Origin of the sequence: Geodermatophilus chilensis (assembly GCF_002802985.1) — a bacterium.
Lineage (GTDB): Bacteria > Actinomycetota > Actinomycetes > Mycobacteriales > Geodermatophilaceae > Geodermatophilus > Geodermatophilus chilensis.
In genome coordinates, this window is the sequence record NZ_NVPT01000039.1 from 1 (window position 1) to 17,445 (window position 17,445).

Annotated in this window: 19 protein-coding genes; 9 read left to right on the forward strand and 10 right to left on the reverse strand. The window is 75.5% G+C overall.

Features of this window, described 5'->3' with window-relative positions; translation table 11 throughout:
* From egtD to egtA, 4 genes are all read right to left on the reverse strand, one after another.
* A partial coding sequence (gene egtD, locus CNO22_RS08725; RefSeq protein ID WP_100498992.1) for an L-histidine N(alpha)-methyltransferase occupies positions 1-942 on the reverse strand: 942 nt, incomplete at its 3' end.
* A 38-nt stretch (positions 943-980) separates the two neighbouring features.
* A complete protein-coding gene (gene egtC / locus CNO22_RS08730) occupies positions 981-1,670 on the reverse strand; it encodes an ergothioneine biosynthesis protein EgtC (protein ID WP_100498993.1) in 690 nt (229 codons plus the stop codon).
* Complete coding sequence (gene egtB, locus CNO22_RS08735) at positions 1,670-2,977, reverse strand: ergothioneine biosynthesis protein EgtB (protein WP_100498994.1); 1,308 nt, start codon at positions 2,975-2,977, stop codon at positions 1,670-1,672. The genes egtC and egtB overlap by 1 nt, the downstream gene beginning before the upstream one ends.
* On the reverse strand, positions 2,974-4,230 hold the full coding sequence (gene egtA / locus CNO22_RS08740; RefSeq protein ID WP_100499015.1) for an ergothioneine biosynthesis glutamate--cysteine ligase EgtA: 1,257 nt from the start codon (positions 4,228-4,230) through the stop codon (positions 2,974-2,976). Before egtA ends, egtB begins: the two co-directional genes overlap by 4 nt.
* Before the next feature lie 158 nt (positions 4,231-4,388).
* Between egtA and CNO22_RS08745 the strand changes: the two genes are divergently transcribed.
* The 4 genes from CNO22_RS08745 (at position 4,389) to CNO22_RS08760 (ending at position 7,787) form a co-directional block, all read left to right on the forward strand.
* On the forward strand, positions 4,389-4,862 hold the full coding sequence (locus tag CNO22_RS08745; RefSeq protein WP_100498995.1) for a DUF309 domain-containing protein: 474 nt from the start codon (positions 4,389-4,391) through the stop codon (positions 4,860-4,862).
* Positions 4,863-4,945: 83 nt separating this feature from the next.
* The gene (locus tag CNO22_RS08750) at positions 4,946-5,749 is read left to right on the forward strand and encodes a class I SAM-dependent methyltransferase (protein ID WP_100498996.1); all 804 of its coding nucleotides are present in this window, start codon (positions 4,946-4,948) and stop codon (positions 5,747-5,749) included.
* A gap of 26 nt (positions 5,750-5,775) precedes the next feature.
* A complete protein-coding gene (locus tag CNO22_RS27565; RefSeq protein ID WP_157936864.1) occupies positions 5,776-6,216 on the forward strand; it encodes an SRPBCC domain-containing protein in 441 nt (146 codons plus the stop codon).
* A 68-nt stretch (positions 6,217-6,284) separates the two neighbouring features.
* A complete protein-coding gene (locus tag CNO22_RS08760) occupies positions 6,285-7,787 on the forward strand; it encodes an NAD-dependent malic enzyme (RefSeq protein ID WP_100498997.1) in 1,503 nt (500 codons plus the stop codon).
* Between the two features lies 1 nt (position 7,788).
* Here the strand turns inward: CNO22_RS08760 and CNO22_RS27570 are convergent, their stop codons facing one another.
* A complete protein-coding gene (locus CNO22_RS27570; protein ID WP_157936865.1) occupies positions 7,789-7,965 on the reverse strand; it encodes a hypothetical protein in 177 nt (58 codons plus the stop codon).
* Between the two features lie 191 nt (positions 7,966-8,156).
* Here CNO22_RS27570 and CNO22_RS08765 point away from each other — a divergent pair, with 191 nt between their 5' ends.
* Positions 8,157-9,011: an Fpg/Nei family DNA glycosylase gene (locus CNO22_RS08765; RefSeq protein ID WP_100498998.1), complete on the forward strand. Its 855-nt coding sequence runs from the start codon at positions 8,157-8,159 to the stop codon at positions 9,009-9,011.
* Between the two features lie 78 nt (positions 9,012-9,089).
* On the opposite strand, the gene CNO22_RS08770 is transcribed toward CNO22_RS08765, so the two are convergent.
* Complete coding sequence (locus CNO22_RS08770) at positions 9,090-10,307, reverse strand: MBL fold metallo-hydrolase (RefSeq protein WP_232806902.1); 1,218 nt, start codon at positions 10,305-10,307, stop codon at positions 9,090-9,092.
* A gap of 108 nt (positions 10,308-10,415) precedes the next feature.
* Here CNO22_RS08770 and CNO22_RS28215 point away from each other — a divergent pair, with 108 nt between their 5' ends.
* Entirely contained in the window at positions 10,416-10,574 is a 159-nt protein-coding gene (locus CNO22_RS28215) for a hypothetical protein (protein WP_198588194.1), read from the forward strand.
* A gap of 79 nt (positions 10,575-10,653) precedes the next feature.
* Here the strand turns inward: CNO22_RS28215 and CNO22_RS08775 are convergent, their stop codons facing one another.
* A complete protein-coding gene (locus CNO22_RS08775; RefSeq protein WP_100499000.1) occupies positions 10,654-11,970 on the reverse strand; it encodes a Rieske 2Fe-2S domain-containing protein in 1,317 nt (438 codons plus the stop codon).
* Between the two features lie 212 nt (positions 11,971-12,182).
* Between CNO22_RS08775 and CNO22_RS08780 the strand changes: the two genes are divergently transcribed.
* The gene (locus CNO22_RS08780) at positions 12,183-12,584 is read left to right on the forward strand and encodes a DUF485 domain-containing protein (protein ID WP_100499001.1); all 402 of its coding nucleotides are present in this window, start codon (positions 12,183-12,185) and stop codon (positions 12,582-12,584) included.
* Positions 12,584-14,242: a solute symporter family protein gene (locus tag CNO22_RS08785; RefSeq protein ID WP_100499002.1), complete on the forward strand. Its 1,659-nt coding sequence runs from the start codon at positions 12,584-12,586 to the stop codon at positions 14,240-14,242. The genes CNO22_RS08780 and CNO22_RS08785 overlap by 1 nt, the downstream gene beginning before the upstream one ends.
* A 216-nt stretch (positions 14,243-14,458) precedes the next feature.
* Here the strand turns inward: CNO22_RS08785 and CNO22_RS08790 are convergent, their stop codons facing one another.
* The 3 genes from CNO22_RS08790 to CNO22_RS08800 form a co-directional block, all read right to left on the reverse strand.
* Positions 14,459-14,686: a hypothetical protein gene (locus tag CNO22_RS08790; RefSeq protein WP_100499003.1), complete on the reverse strand. Its 228-nt coding sequence runs from the start codon at positions 14,684-14,686 to the stop codon at positions 14,459-14,461.
* A 102-nt stretch (positions 14,687-14,788) separates the two neighbouring features.
* Positions 14,789-15,649, reverse strand: a complete 861-nt coding sequence (locus tag CNO22_RS08795; protein WP_100499004.1) for a manganese catalase family protein — start codon at positions 15,647-15,649, stop codon at positions 14,789-14,791.
* Positions 15,650-15,888: 239 nt separating this feature from the next.
* A complete protein-coding gene (locus tag CNO22_RS08800; RefSeq protein ID WP_100499005.1) occupies positions 15,889-16,623 on the reverse strand; it encodes a sensor histidine kinase in 735 nt (244 codons plus the stop codon).
* 59 nt (positions 16,624-16,682) lie between these two features.
* Here CNO22_RS08800 and CNO22_RS08805 point away from each other — a divergent pair, with 59 nt between their 5' ends.
* Positions 16,683-17,372: a response regulator gene (locus tag CNO22_RS08805; protein ID WP_100499006.1), complete on the forward strand. Its 690-nt coding sequence runs from the start codon at positions 16,683-16,685 to the stop codon at positions 17,370-17,372.
* Positions 17,373-17,445 lie beyond the last annotated feature (73 nt).

Here is a 17,445-nt window from a genome sequence, read left to right on the forward strand (position 1 = left end):
AGATGTGTATAAGAGCCCGGTCCACCACCGCGTCATCCGCAGGCCCGCCGCCGCCAGCTCGGCCTCGACCCGCTCGCGGCGGAACTTCGCCGAGACCTCGGTGCGCAGCTCTTCCCCGGCGGCGAACCGGACGTCGAGGTCCAGCGCCGGCACGTGCACCACCTGGTCGGTCAGCGAGCGCAGCCGCATCTCGATCCACTCGTGCTCGGCGTCCCACACGGCGACGTGCTCGAAGGCCGTCGGGTCGAAGTCGGCGCCCAGCTCGCGGTCCAGCACGCGCAGCACGTTGCGGTTGAACTCCGCGGTGACCCCCGCGGCGTCGTCGTAGGCCCGCACCAGCCGGGCGGGGTCCTTGACCAGGTCGGTGCCGAGGAGGAAGGAGTCCCCGGGCTGCAGCGTGCCGGCCAGGTCGGCGAGGAACGCCGCCCGCGCGTCGGGCTCCAGGTTGCCGATGGTCGAGCCGAGGAAGGCCACCAGCCGGCGTCCCGACCGCGGCAGCTCGCCCAGGTGGCGGGTGAAGTCGCCGACGACGGCGTCCACCGCCACGCCGGGGTACTCGGCGGTGATCGCCGCCCCGGCCGCCTGCAGCACCGACGGGTCGACGTCGCAGGGCACGAACCGGTGCAGCGTCCCGGCGTCGCGCAGGGCGTCCAGCAGCAGCCGCGTCTTCTCCGACGTCCCGCTGCCCAGTTCGACCAGGACGTCGGCGCCCGACGCCGCGGCGATCTCGCCCGCGCGCGCGGCGAGCACGGCCCGCTCGGCGCGGGTCGGGTAGTACTCCGGCAGCCGGGTGATCTCGTCGAACAGCTCGCTGCCCCGCTCGTCGTAGAACCACCGCGGCGGCAGCGTCTTCGGCGTGGCGGTCAGGCCGGCGCGGGCGTCGGCGCGCAGCGCGTCCGTGGCGTCCTCGGGGGCGAGGTGGTTGGTGAGCGAGATCGACACGGGGCTCCAGTGCTCGTCGGTGGGAGGGGCTGGGTGGGTCAGGACAGCGACGTGGTCGTCAGGCCGTCGGGGGTGACCTCGACCAGCGACCGGTCGGGGACGTCGGTCCACCGGGGGTCGTCGTCCCACGGCTCGCTGGCCAGCGCGGTGCCGTCGGCGGTGACCAGCGCCGACAGCGTGTCGCCCCAGGTGGTGGCCAGCAGGCGGGTGCCGTCGGCGGCGAGCAGGTTCAGCCGGGCGCCGGGGTCGGCGGCACCCACCTCGCGCACGGTGTCGCCCAGGGCGTCGAGCCCGCGGTCGAACACCAGCGCCGCGAGCAGCGCGCTGTCGACCGTCGACTCGGCATCGCGCACCGGCGGCAGCACCGCGCGGTCGACCCGGCCGTTGTGCGACAGCAGCCCGCGCCCGTCGGTGAAGGGCGCTGCGGCGCTCTCCTCCAGCGGCATGCCGACGGTCGCCGAGCGGACGGCGGCCACCACGCACCCGGAGGAGAGCACCGGCGCGACCGAGGCGAACGACGGGTCACCCCACAGTGGCCGGGCCGAGCGCCAGCGCGCCGGCTGCGGGCGGCCCGGCGTGTAGAACCCCACGCCCCAGCCGTCGGCGTTGACCGTGCCGTACCGCTGGCGGCGCGGCGCGTACGACTGCACGAGCAGCGAGGACGGCGGCTCGAGCACCAGCTCGGCCAGCGTCCGCGGCCGGCCCAGCCAGGCGAGGTGCCGGCACATCAGGCCGACCAGGCCAGCCGGAAGCCGCTGAAGACCTGCCGGCGGATCGGGTGGTCCCAGTTGCGGAAGCTCGGCCGCAGGATCGACGCGCCGACCGCCCAGGAGCCGCCGCGCAGCACCTTGTAGTCGCCGCCGAAGAACGGCGCGGAGTAGTCGGCGTAGAGCATCGGCCGGAAGCCCGGCCACGGGGTGAAGTTCGAGGAGGTCCACTCCCAGACGTCGCCCATCAGCTGCTCGGCGCCGTAGGCGGAGGCGCCGGCCGGGTAGGCGCCCACGGGCGCCGGGCGCAGCGCGTCGCCCCCGAGGTTGGCGAGGGCGGACGACGGCTCCGCCGAGCCCCACGGGAAGCGGCGGCGCCGCCGGGTGGCCGGGTCCCAGACGGCGGCCTTCTCCCACTCCACCTCGGTGGGCAGCCGCGCGCCGGCCGGGGCCGCGCCGGTCGCCCCCGCCCAGGCCGCGTAGGCCTCGGCCTCGAAGTGGGTGACGTGCTGGACCGGCTCGTCGGCCGGGACGGTCTCGACGGCGCCGAAGCGGGTCCGGGTGCCGTCGGCGTCCCAGAACTGCGGGCGCTCCAGCCCGGCCTCCACCCGGTGCGCCCAGCCGCGCTCGGACCACCAGCGCCGGTCGTCGTAGCCGCCGTCGGCGACGAACGCGGCGTACTCGGCGTTGGTCACCGGCACCCGACCGATGCGGAAGGACGGGACGTCGACGACGTGCGCCGGCCGCTCGTTGTCCAGGGAGAACGGCTCGTCGGCGGCGTCCACGCCGAGCACGAACTCCCCGCCGGGCACGAGCACCGACGTGCCCGCCACCCCGGGCCGCCCGGGCGGCAGCGGCGTCCCGGCGCCGAGCAGCGGCGGTCCGGAGCGCAGGTTGAGCGCCTGCAGCATCGTCTCGTCGTGCTGCTGCTCGTGGCTGACCACCATCGCGAAGTCGAACGGGTCGCCGTCGTCGTCCCGGCCCAGCCGCCCCAGCCGGTCGAGCACCCGGCCGCGCACCTCGCCGCAGAACGAGCGCGCCTCCACCGGGGGCAGCAGCGGCAGCCGCGAGCGGACGGCGCGCGGGTGGGTGAACGCGTCGTAGAGCGCCTCGACGTCGGCCGGCAGGAGCCCCTCGCGGCGGGCGTCGCCGCGCCGCAGCAGCCAGAGGTCCTCCTGCTGGCCGATGTGCGCGAGGTCCCAGACCAGCGGGCTGAGCAGCGGGGTGTGCTGGCGCAGCAGCTCCGGCTCGTCGTGGTCGGTGAGCCGCAGCGTGCGCTGCCGCGCGGTCTCCAGGTCGCGGGCGAGGGTCTCGGTCAGGTCGGTCACTGGAGGGCTCCCGTGGCTGAGAGGAGGGCGGCGGTGGGGCCACCGGCCCGGGCGGTGTCGAGCAGGGCGTCGCCGGGGCAGCGGCCCCGGTCGACGAGGTCGGCGAGCGCCTCGACCTCCGGCCGCAGCGCGGCGGGGACGGCGGCGCAGGCGGCGGCGAGGCAGGCGCGGGCGGCGGCGTGCAGCGCGGGGTCGGCCAGGCCCACGCGGGCGGCGCGGTCCCAGGCGCCGGCGACCGGCACGGTGGCCGCCGCGGCGTGCCCGGCCGCGACCGGGTCGTCGAGCAGCACCGCGGTCACCGCCGCCAGTGCCGGCCACCACGGCTCGGGCGCGGCGTCGAGGTAGCGGATCTCCAGGTAGCCGCGCGGCCGCACCGGCGGGAACAGCGTGGTCAGGTGGTAGTCCAGGTCGGCGGCCGTGGGCGCCCGGCCGCCGAGCGGGACGTCGCCGGTGACCCAGTCGGCGAAGCGGACCCGCTCGCGCACCGGCACCGCGCCGCCGCCGTCGGGGTCGCGCACCAGCATCACCGGCGCGGTCAGCGCGTACCCGGCCCACTCGCCGCACGGGTCCGCGCCGCCGAGCAGCGGCCCGCAGCGGGCCTGGTCGAGGTCGCCCCACACCCGCTGCCGCTGCGAGACCCAGCCGGTCGGGCGGCCCCCGGCGAGCGGTGAGCAGGCCGCGACGGCGACGAGGGTGGGCCCCAGCTGGTGGGCCAGCGACACCCGCTCGCTCCAGCCGGCGCACGGCCCGGCGTCCAGGTTGACCTGCAGCGCGGCGGTGCCGGTCATCATCGCCGTCCCGGCCTCGGCGCAGCCGACGGCGGCGAAGTGCTCCTCCATCGCGGCGTAGCGGGGGGCGGGGCAGACCCGGGCCGGGGGCCGCAGCGGGTCTGCGCCGACCGGGGCCACGGCGAGCCGCTCGGTGGCCAGGACGGCGGCGAGCGCGTCGCGGTCGGCGCGCAGCGCCGCCACCGCGGCGGCGACGCCGGGGTACGGCGGGGCGGACAGCTCCACCTGGCCGCCGGGCTCCAGGGTGACCCGGCTGCCGCCGGGCAGGGCGGGCAGCGCGTCGACCAGGTCGCGGATCCGCTGCCAGGGGACCCGGGAGCCGGGCGCGTCGAGGTCGACCAGGTGCGCCTCGAGCTCCAGGCCGACCGAGCCGACCGGGCCCGGGCGCAGCGCCGCACCGGCGACGTGCCCGACGGCCGTCTCCAGGTCGAGGACAGCCGTGGGCTCCTCGGTGACCGGGGCCACGAGCCCCACCCCCTCCAGGTCCGGACCGGTCGACGACGACCGCGGGTCGGTGCGGGGGCGGCCCGTCCTGCGGCCGTCCTCGGCCCCATCCTGCACGGGACCACCGACAGACGCACAACCCGGCGGCGTCCGACCGGTGTTCGCGTCAGGATCGTCGGGTGGATGTCGACCGCGACCGGGACCCTGCCGGCCGGGCCCGCAACGCCCGCCCTCGCGACGCGTTGGGCCGGCCGCTGCCGCGCGGTGCCGTGGGGGAGGAGCGGGCGCCGGAGGGCGTGCTGCGGACGCCGGAGCAGGCGCTCACCGAGGCGCAGCAGCTGCTGGACGCCGGGCGGCCCTTCCACGCCCACGAGGTGCTCGAGGACGCGTGGAAGTCCGCGCCGGACCCGGAGCGGCAGCTGTGGCGCGGGCTGGCCCAGCTCGCCGTCGGGCTGACCCACGTGGCGCGGGGCAACGACCGGGGCGCCGGGCGGCTGCTGGAGCGCGGCGCGGGCAACGTCGCCGCCTACGCCGACGCCCCGCCGCACGGCGTCGACGTCGCCGGCCTGGTCGCCTGGGGCCGGGCGCTGGCCGCCGCGCCGCCGCCGGCGCGGGACGCCGCGGCGCTCGCGCCCCGGCTGCGGGCCTCGTGACCCCCGACCCGGTCGCGCGCCTCTGCGCGGCCGGGGTGGTGGCCCCTTCCGGCGGGCTGTGACCCGGAGCACACTGCCGGGCCATGAGTGCCGCGCCCGCCGCCGCCCGCACCCGCGAGGTCTGGGCCGCCGGCGACTACCAGCGGGTGGGCGTCCGGCTGGTCCCGGCCGCCGAGCAGCTCGTCACCGACCTCGCCGTCCGCCCGGGGGACCGGGTGCTCGACGTGGCCGGCGGAACGGGCAACGCCGCGCTGGCCGCGGCCCGCCGCGACGGCGAGGTCGTGTGCACCGACGTCGTCCCGGAGCTGCTGGAGCTCGCCCGGCGGCGGGCCGAGCTGGAGGGGCTGTCGTACGCCACCGAGGTCGCCGACGCCTGCGCGCTGCCCTTCGCCGACGCGTCCTTCGACGTCGTCGTCTCCACGTTCGGTGTCGTCTTCGCCGCCGAGCCGGAGCCGGCCGCCCGGGAGATGCTCCGGGTGCTGCGCCCCGGCGGCCGGCTGGGGCTCACCGCCTGGCGGCCGGACGCCCCCGGTGGCCGGCTGCTGGCGCTGCTCACCCGGCACGACCCGGCCGGCGCCACCGGGGACCCGCTGCGCTGGGGGACGCCGGAGGGGGTGGAGGGGCTGCTCGATCCCGGCGAGGTGCGCCAGGTGCGGCACGCCGAGCGGACCGTGGACATGACCGCGCCGTCCCTGGCCGCGCAGTGGCAGCGCTACCGCGACTGGTTCGGCCCGGTGCACGTGGCCTGGCGGCGGCTGGACCCCGCGGGCCGGGCCGCGCTGGAGGCGGACTTCGCCGACCTGTGGGGCAGCTCGACCCGGGGCGGTGGCCCGGGCATCGTGGTACCCAACACCTACCTGCAGACGACGGCCGTGCGGGCCGGCTGAGAGCGGGCGGGGATGGGAGGCTGGACGTGAGGAGCTACGAGGCGGCCGCGCGGATCGACGCGAGCCCCGAGCAGGTGTGGGCGCTGCTGGTCGACGTGGGCAGCTGGCGGGACTGGAACTCCGGCGTCGACCGGGTGGACGGCCGGGTCGCGCTCGGCGAGAAGCTGACGCTCTACGCCACGATGATCCGCACCCGCCCCCTCGAGGTGACGGTCACCGAGATCCGCCCGAGCGAGGTCATGCGCTGGCGCGGCGGGCTGCCGCTGGGGCTGGCGGTCATCGAGCGCACCTACCACCTCGACGCGCAGGAGGACGGCGGCACGGTCCTCACCGTCCGCGAGGACCACACCGGCCCGCTGGCCGCGCTGCTCGACCGCTCGACGCCGGACCTCAACCCCTCGTTCCGGCAGTTCTGCGAGGGGCTCAAGGCCCGCGCCGAGGGGCGCACCTCCCGCCCCGCCAGCTGACCGGCGTCGCGACCACTGTGACCGCAACCACGCGTGCCCGGTGATCCGGTGCCACGATGGGGAACGCCATGAGCACCGAGACCGCTGCCACGTCCAGCACCGACGACACCGCCCTCGGCGAGCCGGCCACGCCGCCCCGCGGGCCGGTCACGTCGGCGTCGTACTCGATCACCGTGCGGCTCACCGCCGACGGCGACCCGGCGTCCATCGGCCGGATCGCGACCGCCGTCGGTTCGGCCGGCGGCGCGGTGACCGCGATCGACGTCGTCGACTCCCGCTCCGACGGGCTCACCGTCGACGTCACCTGCTCCGCCGCGGACGCCGCGCACTCCGAGGAGATGGTCGAGGCGCTGCGCGCCGTCCCCGGGGTCACCGTGCGCAAGGTCAGCGACCGCACCTTCCTGCTGCACCTGGGCGGCAAGCTCGAGGTCGCCTCGCGGGTGCCGCTGAAGACCCGCGACGACCTGTCGATGGCCTACACCCCCGGCGTGGCGCGCGTCTGCCTGGCGCTGGCCGACAACCCCGACGACGTCCGCCGGCTGACCATCAAGGGCAACACCGTCGCCGTGGTCACCGACGGCTCGGCCGTCCTGGGGCTCGGCGACATCGGGCCGGGGGCCGCCATGCCGGTCATGGAGGGCAAGGCGGTCCTGTTCAAGCGGTTCGGCGACATCGACGCCTGGCCGATCTGCCTGGACACCCAGGACGTCGACGAGATCGTCCGCACCGTCGAGCTGATCGCCCCCGGGTTCGGCGGCATCAACCTCGAGGACATCGCCGCCCCGCGGTGCTTCGAGATCGAGGCCCGGCTGCGCGAGAAGCTCGACATCCCGGTGTTCCACGACGACCAGCACGGGACGGCGATCGTCGCGCTGGCCGCGCTGCGCAACGCCCTGCGCGTCGTCGACAAGCGGCTCGAGGACGTGCGGATCGTCGTGGCCGGCGGCGGCGCGGCCGGGACGGCGATCGTGCACCTGATGCTGAAGGCCGGCGCCCGTCACGTGCTGGTGTGGGACCGCGAGGGCATCCTCTCGCCGGACGACGAGCGGCTCTCGCCGGCCAAGCGGGACCTGGCCGAGCGCACCAACCCCGACTGCGTGCGCGGCGAGCTGCCCGACGCGCTCGACGGTGCCGACGTGTTCATCGGCGTCAGCGCCGGCAACGTGCTGCCGGTCGAGGCGCTGACCCGGATGGCGCCGCAGGCGGTCGTCTTCCCGATGGCCAACCCGACGCCGGAGGTCGACCCGGTGCGGGCCCGGCAGCACGCCGCGGTCGTCGCCTCGGGCCGCTCGGACCTGCCGAACCAGATCAACAACGTGCTCGCGTTCCCCGGCGTCTTCCGCGGGCTGCTCGACGCGCGGGCGCGGGAGATCAGCGACGGGATGCTGCTGGCCGCCGCGGAGGCGATCGCCCGCGTGGTCACCGACGAACAGCTCAACGCCAACTACATCATCCCGAGCGTCTTCGACCCGGCGGTGACGCACGCCGTCGCCGCGGCGGTGGCCGAGCAGGCGCGGCACGAGCCCGGCGCGACCGCCCCGGTCACCGAGGACGGCGACCTCGTCGGCTGAGCTACCCCGCGTCGTCGCCGGCCGGTTCCGACTCCTCCGGCTCGAAGGTGTCGGCCTCGCCGAGACCCACCCCGACGCCGGTGTCGGTCGGGACCGACGGTCCGCCGTCCCGGTCCTGCTCCGGCGCCGACGGACGGGTCTCGTCCACCGGCGGCCGGCCCTGCGCGCTCTCGGTCACGTCCGGACCTCCTCGCGTCGACTGTCCGGATGATGGGGACACGGGGCGTCCGGGAGCAAGGCACCGCGGTGCGGTCGTGACGAGTGGGGGCCGGAGGCCTCCGCGAGGAGGGACGCAGCGGCTCACCGTCTCGGGGGACGGCACCTGGCCGCGGTTGGAGGCCGGAGGCCGACCAGGGGCATAGTGGCCGGGTGCCCGAGCTGCCCGAGGTGGAGGCGCTGACCGCGTTCCTGCGCGAGAACGCCGTCGGCCACGTGGTGACCCGCGTCGACCTGGCCGCCGTCCAGGCGATCAAGACCTTCGACCCGCCGCTGTCGGCACTCGGCGGCCTGGAGCTCACCGGCGTCGCCCGGCACGGCAAGTTCCTCGACCTCGACGTCTCCGGCCTGCACCTCGTCGTCCACCTGGCGCGGGCCGGCTGGCTGCACTGGCGCACCGGGCTGCCCTCCGCTCCGCCCAAGCCGGGCAAGGGACCGCTCGCGCTGCGCGTGCACCTGGACGACGGCAACGGCTTCGACCTCACCGAGCAGGGCACCCGCAAGGGGCTGGCCGTCCACGTCGTCCGCTCGCCGGCCGAGGTGCCGGGCGTCGCCCGGCTCGGGCCCGACGCGCTGGAGGTGGACCGGGACGCGTTCGTCGCGCTGCTGGTCGGGCGCAGCGGCCAGCTCAAGGGCGCGCTCACCGACCAGACGCTGATCGCCGGCATCGGCAACGCATACTCCGACGAGATCCTGCACGCCGCGCGGCTCTCGCCGTTCAAGATGGCCGACAAGCTCACCGACGACGAGGCCCTGCGCCTGTACGACGCGATGCGGGCGACCCTCGCCGGGGCGCTCGAGCGCCAGGTCGGGCAGCGGGCCGCGACGATGAAGGGCGAGAAGCGCTCCGGGTTGCAGGTGCACGCCCGCACCGGCTTGCCGTGCCCGGTGTGCGGCGACACCGTCCGCGAGGTCAGCTTCGCCGACACCTCGCTGCAGTACTGCCCGACCTGCCAGACCGGCGGCAAGCCGCTGGCCGACCGGCGGATGTCCAAGCTGCTGCGCTGAGGAAGGCCCCTCCCCGAGCGCGGCCCCGTCCCGGGTCCCGCCCCGAGCTTGCGAGGGGTGGGGAGGACGGGTCCTTCTTCAGTCGGCCAGGCGGCGGGCGGTCAGCCAGGACGCCGCACGGGCGGCGACCGAGGTGCCCGCGCCGCCGTCCCCGGTCTCGGCCGGCTCGTCGACGAGCGAGCCGACCGCCGACCACCAGTCGGTCAGCGCCGGCGGCGCCAGGACGTCGACCCGCTGGCCCGGCCGCGGCACCGCGACCTGCACCTCTGAGCGCTCCGCTGCGGCGCACAGCCGCTGCACCGGCTCGGCCCAGCGGTGGAAGGCCAGGTTGAACGTCGCCCAGTGCACCGGCACCAGCAGCCCGCCGCCGAGGTCGCCGTGCGCCCGGACGGCCTCCTCCGGCGTCATGTGGATGAGCGCCCAGGCGTCGTTGTAGGCGCCGATCGGCAGCAGGGTCAGGTCGAAGGGGCCCAGCAGCGCGCCGATCTGGGCGAACGCCGGGGTGTAGCCGGTGTCGCCGCCGAAGAAGACCCGGTGCCGCGGCCCGGCCACCACCCAGGACGCCCACAGCGTCGTGTCGCGGGTGAGGAACCGGCCGGAGAAGTGCCGCGCCTCGGTGCAGGTGACGGTGAGGCCGGCGACCTGCACCGCGCCGTCCCAGTCCAGCTCGACCACCCGCTCCTCGGGCACGCCCCAGCCGCGCAGGTGCGCCCCCAGCCCCAGCGGGACGACGAACGGCGCGGTCTGCGTGCGCAGCAGCGCGCGCACCGTGGGCAGGTCGAGGTGGTCGTAGTGGTCGTGCGAGACGAGGACGGCGTCGACCTGCGGCAGCGCCTCGATCGGCAGGGGCACCGGGTGCAGCCGGGTCGGCCCGATGAGCGGGGACGGCGACACCCGCTCGCCCCACACCGGGTCGACCAGCACCCGCCGGCCGTCGACCTCGAGCAGCGCGCTGGAGTGGCCGAACCAGGTGACCGCGAGCTCGCCGGCCGCCGCGGGCAGGTCCGGGCGGGTCAGCGGCACCGGGCGCGCCGGCAGGCCGGTGTTCCGCTCCTCGTGCATCTGCCGCAGCAGCCCGCGCTGCGCGTTGGCCGGCGGCCGCGCCGGGGTGCTCAGCCGGTTGTGGAAGCGGCCCTCGGCGAACTGCGGCGAGCCCGCGGCGTACGCCTGGACCTCGCGCTGACTCGCGCCCAGGGCGGTGGGCAGCCCCCAGGCCGCGCGGGCGACCCACGTGGCGGGTCCGGCGAGGGTGGCGGCGAGGGCCAGTGCGGTGCGGCGGGCGGCGGAGGACGGCACGACCGCCAGCATCCCAGCCGGGGCTGGGAAGGCGGCGTCCTCCGGAAGGGTGGCGTGCCCCGGACGGGGACGGTTGCCCGGTGGCGTGCGGCGTCCGAGCATGGCTCCGTGACCGACGAGGCGCGACCCGCCGAACCGGACGACGAGGGCGGCGACCCGGCGTGCTGGCTGCGGCGGGTGTGCCCGGCGTGCGGGCGGCTCGCCGACGTCGACCCGCCGGTCCGCTGCGCCGCCTGTGGGGAGCTGCTCCCCGCGGACCAGGGCTGATGCGACCTCGCTGTGCGCTGGGTGTGGTCTCAGCTCGGGCTGAGACCACACCCAGCGCACAGGCGCGTCGGTGACGGCACTAGGCGGCGCTGCGGTCCTCGCGCGGCGCCGAGAGGGCGAAGTCGCACAGGGTGCGGCGCAGGGCCACGCCGAGCCGGTCGGCGTGCACGTGCAGCTCGTCGCGCGCCGCCAGCGGGAGCCCCTGGCCGGCCAGGTGTGCGGCCAGGGCGAGGTCCTCGTCGAGCACCCGCTGCCGGAAGGCCACCGCCTGCTCCACGTCGGCCGGGGCGGGCAGTGGGCGGCCCGGGCCCGACGACAGCAGCAGCCGGGTGTAGACCCGCGTGGAGTCGGCGTCCTCCGGCTGCAGCAGGAACTGGAGCACCGTGGCCGCGCCCGAGTCGAGGGACTCCAGGCGCAGCAGCAGCTGGAACGGTGCCCGGTACACGCGGGTCACTCGCCGGCGCTGCCGCAGCGGCCGCTCGCCGGTGGCCACGCCGGGGTCGGTCGGGTCGTCGAACCACTCCTCGCGCACGCTGCGGAAGCCGCCGGGCTCGGCCTCGACGGCGTACGCGGGCACCTCCGGGTGGTCGGCCGCGCCGGAGGTCCGCGCGTGCACGAAGGGGGCGTGGGTGGCGTCGAGGAGGACGTCGGCCAGCACGCCCGCCGTCCCTGCCGAGCGCTGCGGCAGCAGCCGGCCGGAGACGAAGCGCCGGTCGCCGTCCTCGGGGAACTCCAGCGGCACGTCGCGGGGCTCGGCCGGGGCGAGCCACACCACGCCGAGCCGCTCGCGGACGCCGTACGCGGGTGGGTCGACCTCGAGTCGGTCGGTGCGGCGCAGCGTCCAGGTCCGCCCGAGCAGCCGCACCTGCAGCCAGCCGCCGGGGCGGAGCTCGCTGGAGAGGGCCACCGGGTGCCACGCCGACTCCAGCGCCGGGTCGAGGTTGCCCAGGACCGGCCCGTCCGGTGCCGGCGGCGCCGGGACCGGCTCAGGTGCCGTGTCGACGGTGGGGCGCGGCGGCGTGGGGACGGCGGTGCGCTCGGGGGCCAGCCAGACCCAGCCGTGCCGCTCCTCGACCGCCCACGGCACCGACAGGTCGGCCCGTGGGGGCGGCGTCCCGTCGCGGCCCAGCGAGGGGATGGTGACGCAGCGGCCCTCGCCGTCGTACTGCCACCCGTGGGACGGGCAGGTCAGCCGCCCGTCGACGACCGTGGCGGCGCTCAGCGGCACCAGCCGGTGCGGGCAGCGGGCCGGGAAGGCGCTCACCTCGGCGCCCGGGCGCAGCCGGACCAGCACGTACGCCCGCCCGCCGGCGCCCACCGGCAGCGGCCTCGCCCCGACCTCGATGGCCCGCGCCACCGGGTACCAGCCCGTCGTCGTCCCTGCGGAAGCGGCCATGACCCATTGCAGCGCCGCTGCGTTCCCGCCCGGTTACGGCCGTCGCACGCCTGAGCAACGTCCCGACGGGGCCCGTGGTGGCCGGATCGGTTGCGCGTCACGGATCGGTCGTACACAACGAAAAGGTCACCGATCGCCCATTACGGACAGATTTGTCTCTACAGTGACCGCGGTCACCGGATACAGGTGGCCAGGACGACAGGAGATGAACCGTGACACCACCCGCCGAACGCAGGCTCCTGACACCGGAGGAGTACGCCCAGGCCCAGGCCTCACCGGAATTCGTCGAGCTGAAGCGGCGCTTCCGCCGCTTCGCCTTCCCCATGACCGCGGCCTTTCTGGCCTGGTACCTGCTCTACGTCCTGCTCTCCACCTACGCACCCAGCGTCATGGGCACGAAGGTCCTGGGCAACGTGACCCTGGGCATCCTCCTCGGGCTGGGACAGTTCATCACCACGTTCGTGATCACCCACGTCTACGTGGCGCACGCCAACAAGCGCACCGACCCGATCTCCGACGAGATGCGCGAGCGGCTGGAGCACCACGAGTACGCGCGCGCCGGTGATGCCGGTGTCACCCGGGGCGTCGACGAGACCCGCGGAGGACGGCACTGATGTTCTTCGCTGCCCCCGCCGCTCCGGCGACGACCACCGTCGGGAACCCGGCGGTCAACATCTCGATCTTCGGGATCTTCGTCCTCATCACGCTGGCCATCACCTTCAAGGCGAGCCGCAACAACAAGAGCGCGGCCGACTACTACGCCGCCGGCCGCAACATCAGCGGCACCCAGAACGGCCTGGCCATCGCGGGTGACTACCTGTCGGCCGCCTCGTTCCTCGGTATCGCCGGCGCCATCGCCATCTACGGCTACGACGGCTTCCTGTACTCCATCGGGTTCCTCGTCGCCTGGCTGGTCGCCCTCCTGCTCGTCGCCGAGCTGATGCGCAACACCGCGCGGTACACGATGGCCGACGTGCTGGCCTTCCGGATGCGCCAGCGGCCCGTCCGCACCGCGGCGGCGACCTCGACCCTCGTGGTCAGCCTCTTCTACCTGCTCGCCCAGATGGCCGGCGCCGGCGCGCTGGTCACCCTGCTGCTCGGCGTGACCGGGGAGCTGGCGCAGGCGGTCGTCGTGATCCTCGTCGGTGCGCTGATGATGGTCTACGTGCTCGTCGGCGGCATGCGCGGCACGACCTACGTGCAGATCATCAAGGCGACGCTGCTCATCGCCGGCGCCGGCGTGATGACGGTCTGGGTGCTTGCGAAGTTCGGCTTCAACCTCTCCGCGCTGCTCGGCGGCGCGGTCGACACCTCGGCGACCCAGGCCACGCCGCGCAACGTCCTGTCCCCGGGGGCCCAGTACGGCGCCACCGGCCTCTCGAAGCTGGACTTCATCTCGCTGGCGCTCGCGCTGGTGTTCGGGACGGCGGGCCTGCCGCACGTGCTGATGCGCTTCTACACCGTGCCCACCGCCAAGGACGCCCGCCGCTCGGTGGTCTGGGCCATCTGGCTGATCGGCATCTTCTACCTGTTCAGCCTGGTGATCGGCTACGGTGCAGGCGCGCTCGTCGGCGCCGACAGGATCCTGGCGGCGCCCGGCGCGGTCAACGCGGCAGCGCCGCTGGTGGCCTTCGAGCTCGGCGGCACGATCCTGCTCGGCGTCATCGCCGGTGTGGCCTTCGCCACGATCCTGGCCGTCGTCGCCGGCCTGACGATCACCGCGTCGGCGTCGTTCGCGCACGACATCTACGCCTCGGTCATCAAGAAGGGCCAGGGGAACCCGGAGGCCGAGGTCAAGGTGGCCAGGATCGCCGCGATCGTGATCGGCGCGATCTCGATCGGGCTGGGCATCCTGGCGCTGCAGGCCGGGTTGAACATCGCCTTCCTGGTGGCCCTGGCGTTCGCCATCGCCGCCTCTGCGAACCTACCGACGATCATCTACACCCTGTTCTGGCAGCGGTTCACCACGCAGGGCGCGCTGTGGTCGATCTACGGCGGGCTGATCGCGTGCGTGACGCTGATCCTGTTCTCGCCGGTGGTGTCCGGGGCTCCGGTCAACCCGGCGACGGGCAAGAGCACCTCGCTCATCCAGGGGGTGGACTTCTCCTGGTTCCCGCTGAACAACCCCGGCCTCGTGTCGATCCCGCTGTCGTTCTTCCTCGGCTGGCTGGGCACGAAGCTGTCCAAGGAGCAGCCCAACGAGCTCAAGAACGCCGAGCTCGAGGTGCGGGCGCTCACCGGGATCGGCGCGGAGAAGGCCGTCCAGCACTGAGGAAGGGCCCTCCGGCCCCCACCCCTCGCTTCGCTCGGGGCGGGACCCCGCAGGGGGGCCGTTCCAGCACTAGAAGGACCCCCTGCCCCCACCGCTCGCAGGCTCGCGGCGGGACCCTGCAGGGGGCCGCTCGACCGCCGAGGCGCGCGTCCCCGCTCGTGGGGCGCGCGCCTCGCGCGTTCCTCCGGCGGTTTCCGCGGAAACCGCCGGAGAGGCTCAGGCGACGGCCCGGGCGGGGGCGGAGTCGGGGGCGAGGACGGCGTCGGCGGGCGCGGCGGCGGGTGCCGGGACGGCGGCGCGGCGGTGGCGGACGGCCCAGCGGGTGACCAGGCCGGTGAGGACGACCAGCCCGGCCACCAGGTGCTGGCCGGGCGCGGCGACCGCGACGGCGAGGGCCGCGGCGTAGACCACCGTCAGCAGGACGGCGGGGACGGACAGGTGCACGGGGCTCTCCTCCGGCGGATGCGGCCCGCCGGCCGGTGGCCGGGTCGTGGATGACCCGGCCACCGGCGCGGCGACGGCGCGGGGTGATACGGGGTCAGGACCTCACTTGAGCATGTCCTTGGCCTTCTGGAGCAGCGACTGCCCGGACATCTGCGGGGTGCTGAACAGCCGCGGGTCGCCCGGCGGCAGGATCGGCGCGTCAGCCGTCGCCTCGATCGGGCGGGCGCGGAACTCCGACCGTCCGTCGACCGACGGACCCGACGCCCACCGGCCGGCCGAGGCCTCGGGGCCGTCGGAGGCGTCGATGAAGGTGTAGCCGAGGTCGCCGACCGCCTCTTCCAGCGGGAACGCCTCGGGCACCGGGATGCCCTCGATCCCGTCGGCCTTGAGCTCCTCGGTCGCGGCCAGCCACTGCTGCTGGTGCATGTGGTCGCGGGTGATGAGGAACCGCAGCATGTCCTTGACCCCGGGGTCATCGGTCATGTTGTAGAGCCGGGCCACCTGGAGCCGGCCCTGCATCTCGGCGGTGGCGTTGTACATGAAGTCGGCCATGAGGTTGCCGCTGGCCGTCACGTAGGCGCCGGTCCACGGGTTGCCCATGCTGTCCATGTAGGACGCGCCCTGGCCGTTGACGATCGTGTGCTGCGGGTTGTGCTGCCCGTAGCCGGCGGCGGCCTCGTTGGTGCGGTCGGCCGCGTCCGGCTTCAGCGGCGCGTGGTCGAGCAGCCGGTCGATCATCGTGACGATCATCTCGACGTGGGCCAGCTCCTCGGTGCCGATGGCGAGGAGCATGTCCTTGTACTTGCCGGGCAGCCGGCAGTTCCAGCCCTGCAGCAGGTACTGCGTGGCGACGGTCATCTCGCCCCACTGGCCGCCGAGGATCTCCTGCATCTTCCGGGCGAACTCCGGGTCGGGACCGTCGGGCTTGGCCTCGTACTGCAGGGCGTGGGTGTGCGTGAACACGGGCTCTCCCCTTGCGTCGTCGCGACCACCGCCGGTGCGGTGACACCAGGGATCTGCCCGCGCCCGGTGGCCCCCCCGTGCCGAGCCCTGGCCCGCCGGTGCCATGTTGTCCGTCGGCCTACCGGCCGACCCCGCGGCCAGGTGTCGTCCCCTGGTCGCGCGGAGCCCCCTCGGCCGTTCCTCGCGGGACCCTCCGGGCCCCACTCGTCACGACCAGAGAGACGGAGTGGTGATCTCCGTCATCGATCGGGGAGCTGCACGGTCAGCGTCAGCGACTCGCCGTCCTCGGCCCACACGATGCGCCCGCCGAGCTCGCCGGTCTGCCGCCGCACCGACCACAGCCCCAGGCCGGTGAGGTCCGGCGGCGGAGAGTCGGTGCGCAGGTGTCCGAGCAGCCGCTCCGGGCGGACGACGGTCTGCGTCAGCGCCAGGTCGACCCAGCCGGGACGACATCGGGCGGCGAGCCGGACCGCGGCGCCGTTCCCGTGTCGGTGCGCGTTCTCCAGCAGGTTGGTGAGGATCCGCTGCACCCGGGCGTCGGCGACGGCGACGTCCTCCGCGCCGGGACCGAACCGCACGCTCAGCTGGAGGCCGGGCAGTCCGGAGGCCGCCATCGACGCGCGGACGACGTCCCCGAGCCGGCGCGTCCCCCGCCCGAGCGGCGTCGCCCCGCCCGTGGCCGCCGCCGTCCGCAGCATGGAGGCCAGGTGGGCGGTCTGCGCGCGGGCGAGCTCCAGCACCTCCGTGGGGTCGGCCGCCGGGCCGGCCGGCCGCTCCAGCGCACCCAGCAGCGCCTCCAGCGAGGCCAGCGGCGAGCGCATGTCGTGGCACAGCGCCCGCACCAGCGCCTCGCTGGGCTCCGGGGCCTCCCCGCCGGCCGGCCGTGCGGTCCCGCGGCGCCGCAGCAGGCGGCGCAGGGTCGGCAGCGCGCGGCGGGACTCGAGGGGCGTGGAGGGGTTGGCGGCCAGGGTCATGGGCACCTCCGTGGTGCGTACGGTCAGCAGCGCCGGCGCAGCTGTCCGTGTGGGGAGAGATGGAGCCGAGCGACGCCGGTGCTCAGCGCCGTCGGCAGGTCGACGTCGTGCTCGTCGACGACCACCCGTTGTTCAGCCGGGGTCTGGCCCTGCTGCTGCCGGGGGTGAGCGAGGGGCGGGTACGCGTCGTGGCGACGACCGACGACGCCTCCGCGGCCGCGGCGATGGTGCGCCGGCACCACACCGACGTGGCCGTCGTGGACCTGCACATGCCACCGCCGGACGGCACGCGGGCGATCGCGGCGATCCGCCGCGCGGACCCGACGGTGCGCATCGTGGCGCTGTCCGGTCAGGCCGAGGAGGACGCCGTCCTGGAGGCGCTGCGCGCCGGGGCGGCGGGGTTCCTGCCCAAGACCGCCGACCCGGAGCGCCTGGTGCGCCCACTGCTGGCCGTGCTCGACGGCTGGTCGGTGATCCCCGAGGACCTGCTGCGCCGGCTGCTCGAGGACTCCGCGCCCACCGGCGAGCAGGGCCTGGCGGAGCGGCTGACCGCCGACGAGCGCCGGCTGTGGCGGCTGGTGGCCGACGGCACGAGCACCGTGGACATCGCCACGACGCTGCACGTGTCCGAGCGGACGGCGAAGCGGCTGGTGGCCGCGCTGCTGCGGACGCTGGGTGTCGCCACCCGCGTCGAGGCCGCGGCGCTGGCCGGGCGCGTCCACCTGGGGAGCAACGGTGGGAACCAGTGAGTTCCGTGCCCGTGGCGACTCGGAGTTCATCGCCGCCCAGCTACCCGCAACGGTGATCGACACGCGTGGTATG